Annotated in this window: 13 protein-coding genes; 11 read left to right on the top strand and 2 right to left on the bottom strand. The window is 72.0% G+C overall.

The genetic code is table 11. The features are described 5' to 3' along the window. Window positions 1-62: 62 nt before the first annotated feature. Window positions 63-2,255 (top strand): 1,4-alpha-glucan branching enzyme, encoded by a 2,193-nt coding sequence (glgB, locus tag NMK44_RS05290; RefSeq protein ID WP_254738769.1) that lies wholly within the window; start codon window positions 63-65, stop codon window positions 2,253-2,255. A 92-nt stretch (window positions 2,256-2,347) separates the two neighbouring features. Here glgB and NMK44_RS05285 read toward each other — a convergent pair whose 3' ends face one another. Then, window positions 2,348-3,832 (bottom strand): cation:dicarboxylate symporter family transporter, encoded by a 1,485-nt coding sequence (locus NMK44_RS05285; RefSeq protein WP_254738767.1) that lies wholly within the window; start codon window positions 3,830-3,832, stop codon window positions 2,348-2,350. A gap of 116 nt (window positions 3,833-3,948) precedes the next feature. Between NMK44_RS05285 and NMK44_RS05280 the strand changes: the two genes are divergently transcribed. From NMK44_RS05280 to NMK44_RS05250, 7 genes are all read left to right on the top strand, one after another. Then, complete coding sequence (locus NMK44_RS05280) at window positions 3,949-5,568, top strand: sensor histidine kinase (protein WP_254738673.1); 1,620 nt, start codon at window positions 3,949-3,951, stop codon at window positions 5,566-5,568. Window positions 5,569-5,859: 291 nt separating this feature from the next. Further along, complete coding sequence (locus NMK44_RS05275) at window positions 5,860-6,561, top strand: response regulator (protein WP_254738671.1); 702 nt, start codon at window positions 5,860-5,862, stop codon at window positions 6,559-6,561. Window positions 6,562-6,697: 136 nt separating this feature from the next. Then, the gene (locus NMK44_RS05270; protein WP_254738669.1) at window positions 6,698-8,056 is read left to right on the top strand and encodes an ABC transporter substrate-binding protein; all 1,359 of its coding nucleotides are present in this window, start codon (window positions 6,698-6,700) and stop codon (window positions 8,054-8,056) included. A gap of 5 nt (window positions 8,057-8,061) precedes the next feature. Further along, window positions 8,062-8,961, top strand: a complete 900-nt coding sequence (locus NMK44_RS05265) for a carbohydrate ABC transporter permease (RefSeq protein WP_254738667.1) — start codon at window positions 8,062-8,064, stop codon at window positions 8,959-8,961. Window positions 8,962-9,225: 264 nt separating this feature from the next. Then, a complete protein-coding gene (locus NMK44_RS05260; RefSeq protein ID WP_254738665.1) occupies window positions 9,226-9,738 on the top strand; it encodes an IPT/TIG domain-containing protein in 513 nt (170 codons plus the stop codon). Between the two features lie 96 nt (window positions 9,739-9,834). Continuing rightward, window positions 9,835-10,224, top strand: coding sequence for an IPT/TIG domain-containing protein (locus NMK44_RS05255; protein WP_254738663.1), 390 nt, complete (start codon window positions 9,835-9,837; stop codon window positions 10,222-10,224). 97 nt (window positions 10,225-10,321) lie between these two features. Next, window positions 10,322-11,314 carry an oxidoreductase gene (locus NMK44_RS05250; RefSeq protein ID WP_254738661.1) on the top strand — a complete coding sequence of 331 codons (993 nt, stop codon included), beginning with the start codon at window positions 10,322-10,324 and terminating at the stop codon, window positions 11,312-11,314. 11 nt (window positions 11,315-11,325) lie between these two features. On the opposite strand, the gene NMK44_RS05245 is transcribed toward NMK44_RS05250, so the two are convergent. Further along, complete coding sequence (locus tag NMK44_RS05245) at window positions 11,326-12,300, bottom strand: nucleoside phosphorylase-I family protein (protein WP_254738659.1); 975 nt, start codon at window positions 12,298-12,300, stop codon at window positions 11,326-11,328. A 151-nt stretch (window positions 12,301-12,451) separates the two neighbouring features. Here NMK44_RS05245 and NMK44_RS05240 point away from each other — a divergent pair, with 151 nt between their 5' ends. From NMK44_RS05240 to NMK44_RS05230, 3 genes are all read left to right on the top strand, one after another. Continuing rightward, window positions 12,452-12,961 carry a DinB family protein gene (locus NMK44_RS05240; RefSeq protein ID WP_254738657.1) on the top strand — a complete coding sequence of 170 codons (510 nt, stop codon included), beginning with the start codon at window positions 12,452-12,454 and terminating at the stop codon, window positions 12,959-12,961. Window positions 12,962-13,091: 130 nt separating this feature from the next. Continuing rightward, window positions 13,092-13,574: a cupin domain-containing protein gene (locus NMK44_RS05235; protein ID WP_254738656.1), complete on the top strand. Its 483-nt coding sequence runs from the start codon at window positions 13,092-13,094 to the stop codon at window positions 13,572-13,574. 177 nt (window positions 13,575-13,751) lie between these two features. Further along, window positions 13,752-14,597 carry a carbohydrate ABC transporter permease gene (locus NMK44_RS05230; RefSeq protein ID WP_254738765.1) on the top strand — a complete coding sequence of 282 codons (846 nt, stop codon included), beginning with the start codon at window positions 13,752-13,754 and terminating at the stop codon, window positions 14,595-14,597. Window positions 14,598-14,603 lie beyond the last annotated feature (6 nt).

Genomic DNA, 14,603 nt, shown 5'->3' with positions numbered 1-14,603 from the left:
GCCCGGTCAGCGGCCCCGCGCCCGGCCCCGATCCGGTACCGGGGGACGACGGCGACCACGGGGTGCGGCCCGCGCCCGCCCTCTCCGACGACGACCGGCGGCGGCTGCTCGGCGGCGCCCACCACGATCCGCACGGTCTGCTCGGCGCCCATCCGGTGCGCGGCGGGGTGCTGATCCGGGCGCTGCGCCCGTACGCCCGCTCGGTGACGGTGACCGCCACCGGGCTGCGGGCGCGGCTGCGCTCCGAGGGCGACGGGCTGTTCGCCGGTGTGCTGCCGCTGACGGAGATCCCCGACTACCGGCTGCTGGTGGCCTACGAGGGCACCGAGCTGGAGCTGGAGGACCCCTACCGCTTCCTGCCCGCCCTCGGCGAACTCGATCTGCATCTGATCGGCGAGGGCCGCCACGAGGAGCTGTGGCATGCGCTGGGCGCGCGTCCGATGACCCACCAGGGGGTGGCCGGGACCCGATTCACCGTCTGGGCGCCCAACGCGCTGGGGGTGCGGGTCACCGGGGACTTCACCTACTGGGACGGCACCGCCTTCCCGATGCGCTCGCTGGGCGGCAGCGGGGTGTGGGAGCTGTTCCTGCCCGGGGTCGGCGAGGGCGCGCTGTACAAGTTCCAGATCACCCGGCCCGACGGCAGCCACACCGTGCGCGCCGATCCGATGGCGCGGCGTACCGAGTGCCCGCCCGCCACGGCCTCGGTGGTGCACCTCTCGCGCCACCAGTGGAGCGACCAGATCTGGATGGCCCGGCGCCAGGGCGGACGGGTGCACGAGTCCCCGTTCTCGGTGTACGAGGTGCACCTGCCGTCATGGCGGCCGGGGCTGACCTACCGCCAACTGGCCCAGCAGCTCCCCGCCTACGTCAAGGACCTGGGCTTCACCCATGTCGAACTGATGCCGGTGGCCGAGCACCCGTTCGGCGGTTCCTGGGGCTACCAGGTCACCGGTTTCTACGCGCCCACCGCGCGGCTGGGCACCCCGGACGACTTCAAGCACCTGGTGGACGCCCTGCACCAGGCGGGCATCGGGGTGCTGGTGGACTGGGTGCCCGCCCATTTCCCGCGGGACGCCTGGGCACTGGCGGAGTTCGACGGCCGTCCGCTGTACGAGCCCGCCGATCCGCGGCGGGCCGCCCACCCGGACTGGGGCACGCTGGAGTTCGACTACGGCCGCACCGAGGTGCGCAACTTCCTGGTGGCCAACGCGGTCTACTGGTGCGAGGAGTTCCATATCGACGGGCTGCGGGTGGACGCCGTGGCCTCGATGCTCTACCTGGACTACTCCCGGGAGCCGGGCCAGTGGGCGCCCAACGCGCACGGCGGCCGGGAGAACCTGGACGCCGTGGCGTTCCTCCAGGAGATGAACGCCACCGTCTACCGGCGTTGTCCCGGGGTGGTCACCATCGCCGAGGAGTCCACCGCCTGGGACGGGGTCACCCGCGCCACCCACCACATGGGCGCCAGTGGTTTCGGCGGTCTGGGGTTCGGGCTGAAGTGGAACATGGGCTGGATGCACGACTCGCTGGGCTATGTGGAACACGAGCCGGTGCACCGCAAATACCACCACCACGAGATGACCTTCTCGATGGTGTACGCCTACAGCGAGAACTACGTGCTGCCGATCTCGCACGACGAGGTGGTGCACGGCAAGGGCGCGCTGGTGTCCAAGATGCCGGGCGACTGGTGGCAGCAGCGGGCCAACCACCGTGCGTACCTGGGCTTCATGTGGGCCCATCCGGGCAAGCAACTGCTCTTCATGGGGCAGGAGTTCGCCCAGGGGGCTGAGTGGTCGGAGGGCCACGGCCCGGACTGGTGGCTGCTGGACCCCTCGTACTCCGCCGAGGCCGACCACCGGGGCGTACGGGACCTGGTGCGCGAGCTGAACCGGGTCTACGCGGCCACGCCCCCGCTGTGGCAGCGGGACACCGTTCCGGAGGGCTTCTCCTGGGTGGAGGGGGACGCGCGCGAGGACAACGTGTTCGCGTTCCTGCGGTTCGACGCCGACGGCGCCCCGCTGCTGGCCGTCAGCAACTTCTCCCCCGTCGTCCGCCATGAGTACCGCATCGGGGTGCCGGGCGGGACGGCGGAGTGGTACGAGGTGCTCAACACCGATCAGGAGCGATTCGGTGGCAGCGGGGTGGCCAACCCGGAGCCGCTGAAGGCGGAGGCCACGCCCTGGCACGGACGTCCCGCCAGTGTGCTCACGGTGCTGCCGCCGCTGGCCACGGTCTGGCTGCGGCCGGTCTAGCCGAGCCTGCCGCGCAGCGGCCCCGCCCCGATTCAGGAGGGCGGGGCCGCGGTCGCGCGGGGGCGTACGGAAGGGGCGGGAGCGGGGCGCCGCTAGGCGGGCACCTGCTCCTTCGCCGTGTCACCGCCGCGCTGCTCGGGCACCCCGCCGCCGGAGTCGCTGTCCGCGGGGCCGTGGCCGCCGCCGCCCTGGGCGAACGCCTCGGCGTCGAACGGCAGCCGCCCGGAGAGGACTTCGTTCATCCGCTCCTTGTCGATCTCCTTGGTCCAGGTGCCGACGAGGACGGTGGCGACCGCGTTGCCCGCGAAGTTGGTCAGCGCGCGGGCCTCGCTCATGAAGCGGTCGATACCGACGATCAGGCCGACCCCGTCGACCAGTTCCGGGCGGTGCGACTGGAGGCCGCCGGCCAGGGTCGCCATGCCCGCGCCGGTGACCCCGGCGGCACCCTTCGACGCCACGATCATGAACACCAGCAGCGAGATCTGCTGGCCGATCGAGAGCGGGTCGCCCATCGCCTCGGCGATGAACAGCGAGGCCATCGTCAGATAGATCGCGGTGCCGTCCAGGTTGAAGGAGTAGCCGGTGGGCACGGTGATGCCGACGACCGGGCGGCTGACTCCCGCGTGCTCCATCTTGGCGATCAGCAGCGGCAGCGCGGACTCCGACGACGAGGTCGACAGGATCAGCAGGAACTCCCGCGCCAGGTACTTCAGCAGCAGGAACAGATTGACCCCCGCGACCAGCCGCAGCAGGGTGCCGAGCACGACCACCACGAACAGGGCGCAGGTGACATAGAAGCCGATCATGATGACGGCGAGTGCCTTGAGCGCGTCGAGACCGGTCTCGCCGACGACCGCCGCGATGGCGCCGAACGCGCCGACCGGCGCCGCCCACATCACCATCGACAGCAGTTTGAAGACCAGCTGCTGGATGTGGCCGATACCGCGCAGCACCGGCTCGCCCGTGCGGCCCAGGGCCTGGAGCGCGAAGCCGACCAGCAGCGCCACGAAGAGGGTCTGGAGCACCGTCTCGGAGGTGAAGGCGGAGACGAGGGTGGTGGGGATGATGCCGAGCAGGAAGTCCGCGGTGGACTCGCTGGCACCCTCGGCCTGGCTCTGCCCGGCCTGGGCCGCCTCATGACTCATATGCAGCCCGCTGCCGGGCTCGAGTATGTTCCCGACGACCAGCCCGATGGCCAGGGCGACGGTCGACATCAGCAGGAAGTAGCCGAGGGCGAGCCCGCCGACCGCGCCGACCTTCGCGGCCTTCCGCACCGAGCCGATGCCCAGCACGATCGTGCAGAAGATGATCGGCGAGATCAGCATCTTGATCAGGTTCACGAAGCCGGTGCCGATGGGCTTCAGCTCCACCGCCACGTCGGGAGCCGCGAAGCCCACCACGATGCCGAGCGCCACCGCGCCGATCACGGCGAGATAGAGGTAGTGAATCCTTTCCTTCTTCGCCTGCTTGGGATTCGCCCCCTCGGGCGTCGCCCGGCCCGGTCCGGTCGGCGAGGTCTGCGCAGCCACGGTGCTGCCTCCTTCGGTATGTGCCGTCCAACTGTCCCGGCGCTGCATCGTGTGCGGCTCGCACACCGCCTTGAACGGTCCCGGCGACTATGCCCCACGCTGTGATGGGGGTCACCCTTCCGTTCATTTCGTTCACGCAAAGATGCGTGTGCAGACTGATGGGCATGCGCGTGCCCCGCCCCCGCAGCCTGGCCGGCCAGCTCTTCGCGATGCAGGTCGTGCTGGTGGCCGCCCTGGTGGCCGGATGCGCCGTCTTCGCCTACGTGACCGACGGGCGACAGGCGGAGGCCGCCGCCCGCCGCCAGGCCACCGCCGCCGCGGCCGCCGTCGCCGCCTCCCCCGCCGTGGCCGCGGCCGTACGGTCCGACGACCCCAGCGCCCGGCTCCAGCCGTACGCCGAGAAGGTGCGCCGGGACACCGGGGTCACCTTTGTGACGATCATGGACACCCGCGGGATCCGCTGGACCCACCCCGACCCGGACCAGATCGGCGCCCGCTACCTCGGTCACATCGGGCCCGCGCTGCGCGGGCGGATCTTCCCCGAGACCTACACCGGCACCCTCGGTCCCTCGGTGCGGGTGGTCGCCCCCGTCCGCGACACCGCCGCCGGGGGCCGGATCACCGCGCTGGTCAGCGCGGGGATCACGGTGGACACCATCAGCGCCGAGGTGCGCCGCCAGCTACTGGCCCTGCTCGGTGTCGCGCTCGCCGCCCTCGCGGCCGGGGGGCTGGCCGCGTACGTCATCAACGCCCGGCTGCGCCGCCATACGCACGGGATGAACGCCGCCGAGCTGAGCCGGATGCACGACTACCACGAGGCCGCGCTGCACGCCGTGCGCGAGGGGCTGCTGATGCTCGACGGCCGGCGGCGGATCGCGCTGATCAACGACGGCGGCCGGGAGTTGCTGGGACTGTCCGGCGACGCGGTCGGCGCCTATGTCTCCGAGCTGGGCCTGCCCCCGCCGCTGACCGGTGCCCTGCTGGCCACCGAGCCGCGGGTGGACGAGCTGCACCTGACCGCGGAGCGGCTGCTGGTCGTCAACACCTCCCCGGTGAGCAGCGGGGAGCAGCGCGGCACCGTGGTCACCCTGCGCGACCACACCGAGCTCGAGGCGCTCTCCGGAGAGCTGGACTCCGTACGCGGCTTCGCCGAGGCCCTGCGCTCCCAGGCCCATGAGGCCGCCAACCGGCTGCACGCCGTGGTCTCCCTGATCGAGCTGGGCCGGGCCGATGAGGCGGTGGAGTTCGCCACCGCCGAACTGGAACTGGCCCAGGCGCTGACCGACCAGGTGGTCGCCGCGGTCGCGGAGCCGGTGCTCGCGGCCCTGCTGCTGGGCAAGGCGGCCCAGGCCAGCGAACGCGGCGTCGATCTCGTCCTCGCGCCGGACAGCCGGATCGACGACGGCGTCCTGCCGCCGGGTCTGCCCGCCCGTGACCTGGTCACCATCCTCGGCAATCTGCTGGACAACGCGACCGACGCGGCGGCCGAGGGCGTCGGCAGCGGCGCCGCCCGCAGCGCCCGTGTCACGGTCACCGCACGCGCGGCCGATGACGAGCTGGTCCTCCGCGTCGCCGACACCGGGGCCGGGCTGGGCCCGGCGGCGGCCGATGACATCTTCCGGCGCGGCTGGAGCACCAAGGCCCCGGGCCGGGGCCTCGGCCTCGCCCTCGTCCAGCAGGCCGTCCGCCGGAACGCGGGCACGGTCGCGGTCTCGACGGGGAAGGACGGCGGCGCGGAGTTCACCGTCCGCCTCCCGCTGACGGCCACGTCCCCGGCCCGCTGAGCCCCCGTCCGGGCCATGGACGGGGCGACAGGGCCCAGGCCCTGTCCTGCCGGTCTTCGCGGGCCCGCGACGCCTGGCACCGCGCCTCGCCGCACTGTCGGGCGACGGCCTTCCGCCGTGCGAGCCGCCCCCCCCAGCTAGCGCTGGGAGATGCCCCCGGCGCCGGACGCCGCGGTCTGATCCACGAAGACCGACAGGACACGGCCTAGCCGACGTCGATTACGCTCCGTAAATTGGAGCCCCGAGCTCGAGCCGTCCTTACCGCCCCGCGCCGCCGAGAGGAGTCCGTCCATGAGCCCGCCGCAGCCGCACCCGGCGCCGATCCGGGTCTTCGTCGTCGAGGACGACCCCGTCGCGGCGGACGCGCACCGGATGTACGTCGGGCGCGTCCCCGGCTTCACCGTCGTCGGGACCGCCCACAGCGGCGGGGACGCCCAGCGGCTGCTGGAGCGGACCCCCGCCGATCTGCTGCTGCTGGATCTGTACCTGCCCGACGGCCACGGCCTGCAGCTCGTGCGGGCGCTGCGCGCGGCCGGGCACGGCGCGGACGTCATCGCGGTGACCTCCGCCCGTGACCTCGCCGTCGTCCGCGACGGTGTCTCGCTCGGTGTCGTGCAGTACGTGCTGAAACCGTTCACCTTCTCCACGCTCCGGGACCGGCTGCTGCGCTACGCCCAGTTCCGGGCGACCGCGGGCGAGGCCAGCGGCCAGGAGGAGGTGGACCGCGCCCTCGCCGCGCTGCGCGCGCCACGGCCCGCCGCGATGCCCAAGGGGCTGACGCAGGCGACCCTCCAGGCGGTCACCGACGCGCTGCGCGGCGCCGAGGACGGCATCTCGGCGGCGGCCACCGCCGAGGAGGTGGGCATCTCCCGCATCACCGCGCGCCGTTACCTGGAACACCTGGTGGAGGCGGGCCGCGCGGCCCGCACCCCGCACTACGGCCAGATCGGCCGCCCCGAGCTGCTCTACCGGTGGCTGAGCGACACGGGGTGAGGCGCTGACGGACCACCGCGCACCGCACCGGCGTTCGATCAAGTCCGTTCCTGGTCACGGGGATTGACCGTGCGCCGAGGCCGACCGTACGGTCGGCGCGCCAGCCCATCGAGGCCAGCGCAAGGAGGTCGTGCTCGTGCGCCCCACCGCTCCACTGATCCTCTCCGCCGCCCTCGTCGCCACCGCGGGTCTCACCGCCTGCGGCGGTGGCTCGGGAAGCGACCCGGACACCGTCAAGGTCGCCTACAACCGTTCCACCGACAACAAGATCCGGTTCAAGGACCATCACCTCGCCGCGGTGAAGAAGCAGTTCGAGAAGGCGAACCCCGGCAAGAAGGTCAAGCTGATCCCGATCCAGGCGCAGGACAACGACTACGCCACCAAGGTCCAGCAGATGATGCGGTCGCCCCGGACCGCGCCGGACCTGGTCTACGAGGACACCTTCCGGATCAACTCCGACATCAAGGCGGGCTATCTGCGCCCCCTCGACGGCTATCTGGCCAAGTGGAAGACCTGGGACCGGTTCGTCGACACCGCGAAGAGCGCGGCCAGGGCCGAGGACGGCAAGACCTACGGTGTCCCGGACGGCACCGACACCCGCGGACTGTGGTTCAACAAGAAGATCTTCGCCAAGGCCGGACTGCCCGAGGACTGGGCGCCGAAGGACTGGAACGAGATCCTCCAGGCCGCCCGCACCATCAAGAAGAAGGTCCCCGGGGTCATCCCGCTCAACGTCTACACCGGTAAGGCCCCTGGTGAGACCTCGGTGATGCAGGGGTTCGAGATGCTGCTCTACGGCACCGGCGAGGACCCCATCTACGACCCCTCGGCCAAGAAGTGGGTCACCGGCGGCAAGGGGTTCGAGCAGTCCCTGTCGTTCCTGCGCACCGTCTACTCCGAGAAGCTGGGCCCCGACACCTCCGACGCCCTCGACCCCAACGTGGGCACCACCGTCTTCAGCGAATGGCTGCCCGAGGGCAAGCTGGCCATCGCCCTGGACGGCTCCTGGCTCGGCCAGAACTGGCTGAAGACCGGCGGCAAACCGTGGCCCGAGTGGTCCAGGACCCTCGGCCAGGCCCCGATGCCCACCCGGACCGGCCAGGCCCCCGGCAAGGTCAGCATGTCCGGCGGCTGGACCTGGTCGATCACCGCGAAGTCCAAGAATCCCGATCTGGCCTGGAAGTTCATCCAGCAGTTGCAGACCAGGGAGAACGCGGTGCGGTGGGACATCGTCGGCGCACAGATCGCGGTGCGCGAGGACGTGGCGAAGGATCCGGAGTATCTGAAGTCCATGCCCGGCATCACCTTCTTCACCGGTCTGGTGAAGTACACCCACTACCGCCCGGCGCTCCCCGTCTACCCCCAGGTGTCCTCTGCCATCGGCGAGGCGATGGAGGCGGTCACCACGGGCGACGCCTCCCCGCGCGGCGCCGCCGGGAGTTACGCGGACCAGTTGGAGTCCCTCACCGACGGCGCCACGGTCAGCAAGGGCTGAGCCCGGTGACCACCGCGACCAAGGCGGCGGCCCCGGGGCGGGGGCGGCGCCTGCGCCGCCCCCTGCGCTGGCTGCCGCTCGCCCCGGCCACCGTCCTGCTGCTGCTCTTCCTCGGCGGGCCGATCGGCTACTGCGTCTACATCGCCTTCACCGATATGCAGCTCACCGGCGCGGCCACCACGGACTTCGTCGGCCTGGACAACTTCCGCCGCGCCTTCGGCGACGAGGACTTCCGCAACGCCGTGGTCCTCACCCTGGTCTTCACCTTCGTGTCCTCCCTCATCGGCCAGAACACCCTGGGCCTGGCCCTGGCGGGGCTGATGCGGCGCGCGTCCAAGCCGGTGCGCACCCTCACCGGCTCGATCGTCATCGCGGCCTGGGTGCTCCCCGAGATCGTGGCGGGCTTTCTGCTGTACGCCTTCTTCCGCCGCGAGGGCACGCTCAACGCGGTTCTCGACGGACTGGGTCTGCCGTCGCAGAACTGGCTCTTCACCCTGCCGATCCTGGCCGTGTCGTTCGCCAACGTCTGGCGCGGTACGGCCTTCTCGATGCTCGTCTACTCCGCCGCGCTCTCCGAGATCCCGCGGGAGATCACCGAGGCGGCCGAGGTCGACGGCGCGAGCGGCTTCAGCCGCCTCCGGCACATCACCCTGCCGATGATCCGCCGCTCCATCGGCACCAATCTGATGCTGAACACCCTGCAGACGCTGTCGGTGTTCGGCCTCATCTGGGCGATGACCCGCGGCGGTCCCGGCAACCGCAGCCAGACTCTCCCGGTGTTCATGTACGACCAGGCGTTCAACAAGGCCCTCATCGGCTACGGAACGGCGGTGGCCCTGCTGTTGCTGCTGGTGGGCGCGTTGTTCTCGCTGGTCTACCTCCGGCTGATGAGAGAGGAGGTCTGACCGGCGGACCCGGAGGGCGGGTGGCCCGCACACGACGCGTTCCGCCCGCGCACACCGCACACCACTCGTGTGCCCCCGCGTTGCGACCAACGCTCCCGTCCGGCGCACCAGCCGGGTTCTCCGCGCCACCGCGCCGGGAATCACCCGTTCGACCACGGTGCACGGCCCGCACCGCAAGCACCCCGCTCATCCGCTCCGCAGGAGATGGCCCGGCCCTGGCCCATGCGGACTCAGGTACGGACACATCACCCAAGGAGATCAGTCATGGCCGCTCCCGGCACCAATGTCGTCGTCCTCACGCCCACCACACTGACCGTCACCACACCGGCGGGTGCGGCGGGCCCCGCCAACGTCACGGTCACCACCCCGGGCGGCAGCGGCACCCTGCCAGGCGGGTACCTCTACCTCGCCGTGCCCACGATCACCGGGGTCAGCCCGTCCAGTGGCCCGCTTCTCGGCGGTCAGACCGTCACCATCACGGGCAGCGGCTTCGCGGCCGGGACCACGACCGTCCTGTTCGGCCTGGTGCCCGGGCTGAACGTCACCGTGGTCTCGCCCACCCAGCTGACCGTCGTCACGCCCCCGGGAGTGGGCACCGTCGACGTCACCGTCACCACGCTGGGCGGCACCGCGACACTGTCCGGCGCGTACACCTACGCCGTCTCCCCGACCGTGCTCGCCGTGGTCCCGCCCGCGGGTCCGACCGCGGGCGGCCAGACGGTCACGGTGACCGGCACCGGCTTCGTGGCCGGGAACACCCAGGTCACCTTCGGCTGACGCCGCCACACACCGGCGGCGGCACGGGTGCCGTTCTCCGCCTCGTGCCGCCGCCGTCCATGCCACCTGCCGTCAGCCCTCAGAGGGGACCCCGCCATGCCTGTGCCGACCGTCACCTCCGTCGTCCCGTCAGCGGGTCAGCCGCCGAGCCCGGTCCTGATCATCGGTACCAACCTGGCCGATGTGGCCGCCGTCAACTTCGGCGGCTATCCGTCGACCATCCTCCAGACCGACCGTGTCCTGGGCACCTGGGTCTATGTCGTCCCGCCCCGCTACTACGGCACCGTCGACGTCACCGCCGTCAACCCCTCGGGCACCAGCGCCGTCACACCGCGGACCCGCTACACCTATGTCGGGGGTCCCGTCCCGGGCCGTCCCACGGTCACCTCGGTCACCCCGAACAGCGGTCCGGCGAGCGGCGGTCAGACGGTCGTGATCACCGGCACCGGCTTCGTCCCCGGCGTCACCCAGGTCATCTTCGGCTGAGCCCCACACCTTCCGTGTGGCCCCGCCGGAGTGAACCCGGGGCGGCCCCGGGGCGCGGGTTGCCCTCGAGCGCACTCCAGGACGTAGTTTCCCCGGCATGACCACACCTCAGCAGCGGATCGGATCGGGTTTCGGGCCCCGGAGCACCACGGACGACGTACTGCGCGGGATCGACCTCGGCGGCCGCGAGGCCCTCGTCACCGGCGGCTCCTCCGGCCTCGGACTGGAGACGACACGGGCGCTGGCGGGCGCGGGCGCACGGGTCGTGGTGGGCGCGCGGCGGGTGGCCGCGGCCCGGGAGGCGGTCGCGGGGATCCGCGGGGACGTCGAGGTCGGGGAGCTGGACCTCGCCGACCTGGACAGTGTCCGCGGCTTCGCCGAGCGGCTCCTCGGCTCCGGCCGCGCCCTGGACATGGTGATCGGCAACGCCGGGATCATGGCCTGTCCCGAGACCCGGGTCGGACCGGGGTGGGAGGCGCAGTTCGCCGTCAACCACCTCGGCCACTTCGCGCTCGTCAACCGCCTGTGGCCCGCCATCGCCGCCGGGGGCGCACGCCGAGGCGGGGCCGTGGACGGCGGAGCGCGGGTGGTCATGGTGTCGTCCAACGGACACCAGCTCTCCGACATCCGCTGGGACGATCCGCAGTTCGAGCGCGGCTACGACAAGTGGGCCGCGTACGGGCAGGCGAAGACGGCCAACGCGCTGTTCGCGGTCGGGCTGGACGTCCTCGGCCGGGACGCCGGGGTGCGGGCGTTCTCCGTCCACCCGGGCACCATCGCCACCGATCTGGCCCGCCATGTCCCCCGGGAGGAGATGATCGCGGCGGGCTGGATCGATGAACACGGCAATGTGGCGGGCGCGTTCAAGACACCGGAACAGGGCGCGGCCACCCAGGTGTGGGCGGCGACCGCACCGGCGCTGGCGGAGCTGGGCGGTGCGTACTGCGAGGACTGCGACATCGCCGAGCGCGCCGGGGAGGGCGAACTGACCGACGGGGTACGCGACTACGCCACCGACCGGTCGGCCGCTGCCCGGCTCTGGCGGCTGTCGGCCGGGCTCACCGGCGTGGACGCCTTCGCCACCCGCTGAGCCGGCCCCGCTCAGCGCCGGCTGAGGTGATGGGCCACCGTCGACGCCACGCGGTAGGCGTTCTCCACCGCGATCCCCAGGCCCGGGAACTCGGTCAGCACCTCCTTCGCGCTCTGTCCCGCGTACGGCCGGTCGAAGTCGCTGGCGGTGCGCAGCGCGAGATAGCGGTCGAGGTGGCCGTGGCGGGCGAGTACGGCGGCGATGGCGGTGTCCTCCATCTGTGTCATGCAGTAGTCGCCCTCGCCCTTCGTCCACAGCTCGGTGATGTACCGGGCGCGCGCGGACTGGTCCGCGCCGGTCCAGTAGTTGTCCCCGGTGACGCTGTCGCAGACGGCCACGTACGGGGTCCGGCCCGACTGCCCCGGGTAGTGGCCGCGGTTCCCGGCGGCGGCGCGGCTGTCGGCCAGGCCGGTGTCCTCGGTGAGCCGGTAGGCGGTTCCGACGAGCCGGTCGTCGAGGCGGAAGGCGTTGGTGCCGGTCGCGCCGCCCTTGAGGTAGCCGTGCGGCACGGTGGGGTCGGTGGCGGACGAGACATGGTGGCCGAGGTCGTAGTCGACCAGCCAGCGGGCCCAGGACGCGAAGCCCAGGGTGCCGTTGTCCGGTGGGGTGCCGCCGATGCCCGCGGTGAGGAAGTAGGCCCGGTCCAGGTCGAGGCGGGGGGTGTTCAGTACCGCCGCCACAGCGGCGGCGGCGTTGGCCTTCCCCATCCCGGTGGTGGTGACGCACAGCCCGCGCCCGGAGCAGCGCAGCGGTGCGGTGGCGCCGGGGACGTCGACGGTGCGGGGCAGCGACTCCCGCTCCAGCCAGGGCCGGGTCTCCGCGGGGAACATGGTGAGGACCAGGACGCGGACCCGGAACCCGCCGCCGTCCGTCCCGCCGGACGCGTACGGGAGCGGGCCGGGGCCCACGAGGGCGGCGACGGCGCCGAGGACCGCCGCGAGGACGGCGAGGGTCCGGGGCCGTGGGGAGCGCGGGAGCATGACCATGGGCGGTCAGGCTAGGAGCTCCCTCTCGTGCCCCGGTCGACCCACCGCACCGCGGAGGGGCGGAAGCCGGACGACAACGGCGTCCGGCCGTGATCGGATGCGGCGCGGGAGGCCGCGCGCGGCGGCCGGACGACGAGCGAGGAGCCATCCGATGACCACCGACCCCCGCACCGGACCGCCCCCCTTCGGCGATGAGCGCGAGACGCTGCGCGCCTGTCTCGAGTACCACCGCACCACGCTCGCCATGAAGTGCGCGGGGCTCACCGACGAGGAGCTCCGGCAGCGGTCGATGCCGCCCTCGACGCTGTCGCTGCTCGCGCTGGTGCGCCATATGGCCGAGGTGGAACGCGCCTGGTTCCGGCGGACGTTCGAGGACGGCCGGGCGCCGATGGTGTGGTCGGACAGCGTGGACTTCCAGGCCGCGTACGACGACAGCGGGTCGGACCGGGCCGAGGCGTTTCGCGCATGGGAGGCCGAGGTCGGCACCTCCCGCCGGATCGAACGCGAGGCGCCCTCCCTGGACGTGGCCGGGTTTCAGCCCCGCGGGGAGAAGGAGGTCTCGCTGCGGATGGTGCTGCTGCACGTCCTGCTGGAGTACGCCCGCCACAACGGCCACGCGGATCTGCTGCGGGAGGGGGTGGACGGGGTCACCGGGGCCTGAAGGCCTAGGACCATCCGGGCGGTGTTCTCGTGCGGGGGTCTTCCCGCGCGGGTCCGATGTGCGCGGCCGGCGCGCGGACCAGAATCGTGATCGCCCGCCCGGGTCCCCGGGTCGATCGAAGGAGCTGGTCATGTCCTATCCGGAGCCCCGGTATTCCGGGGCGGAGGGCGAGGTCAACGCGGTGTTCCGCGGGGCGGACACCGAGCCCGAACTGTCCTCGCCCTCCGGCGGCCGCACCCACTACCTCGCCACCCACGCCACCACCGGGGGTGAGTTCGGGCTGTACAAGGTGGACATGGGGCCGCGGGCGCCCGGCGCCGCCACCCACTTCCACCGCACGATCTCGGAGTCGTTCTACATCCTGTCCGGGACCGTCCGGCTCTACGACGGCGACCGCTGGATCTCGGCGCGGCAGGGGGACTTCCTGTACGTCCCGGTGGGCGGGCTGCACGCGTTCCGGAACGAGTCCGACGACCCGGCCTCGTTGCTGCTGCTCTTCTCCCCCGGCGCGCCGCGCGAGGAGTACTTCGAGAAGGTGGCGGAGATGGCGCGGCGCGGCGGACAGGAACTGACGGACTTCCGTATCCGGCACGACAGTTACTTCGTGGAGTGACCGGACGGCGGCGGTACACCGGACCCGGTGGCGCGCGGGTGCAGCGGTCTTCCGCCGCGCCGGGGGCAACCGGTTTCATGGACGGGACGCTGATCGACTGCGCTCACCGCGCGAGGAGGTCCGAGGTTGTCCGTGCTCTCCCGTCCTCATCCGTCGCCCCGCCCCGTCCGGCCCACCGTGCCGCTCCGTCTCCCCCGCCGGTCCGCCCGCGGCCGCCGCCGGCTGGCCGCCGACGGCGCGCTGCTGGCCGTGGCCGCGGCCTTCCTCCTCCCGCTGGCGTGGCTGGTGCTCGCCTCGGTCGACGAGGAGGCCACCCTGCGGGTCTCGGCGCCCGGATCGCCCACCCTGGAGAACTTCTCGACGGTGTGGACGGACGAGATCACCTTCACCCCGATGCTCAACAGCCTGCTGCTGTGCGGCGGCGGCACCGTGCTGACGGTGGTGTGCGCCGCGCTGGCCGCGTACCCGCTGTCCCGCTTCCGCTCCCGGATGGTGCGCCCGTACCTGCTGACGGTGCTGTTCACCACCTGTCTGCCGATCACCGCGATCATGGTTCCGGTCTACGGGCTGTTCGTGCAGGTGAACCTGATCGACACCATGGGGGGTACCGCACTCTTCCTGGCCGCCTCCCAACTCCCCTTCGCCATCTGGCTGATGAAGAACTTCATGGACGGTGTTCCGGTGATCCTGGAGGAGGCGGCCTGGACGGACGGGGCGTCCTGGTTCCAGGGGCTGACGCGGGTGATCCTGCCGCTGATGGGGCCGGGCATCACGGTGGTGACGATCTACAGCTTCATCATGATGTGGGGCAACTTCTTCGTCCCCTTCATGCTGCTCCTGGACCCCGGGCAACTGCCCGCCTCGGTGTCCGTCTTCACCTTCTTCGGCAACTACGGTCAGGTGGTCTACGGCCAGCTCGCCGCGTTCTCGATCCTCTACTCCACCCCGGTGGTGCTGCTGTACGTGCTGATCGCCCGCCGGATGGGCGGCGGCTTCGCGCTGGGCGGCGCCGTCAAGGGGTGAGCCGCT

It is taken from the genome of Streptomyces cucumeris, from assembly GCF_024295805.1.
GTDB lineage: Bacteria > Actinomycetota > Actinomycetes > Streptomycetales > Streptomycetaceae > Streptomyces > Streptomyces cucumeris.
Note: the sequence above shows the minus strand (reverse complement) of the source record. Positions and strands in the feature narration are given on the sequence as shown.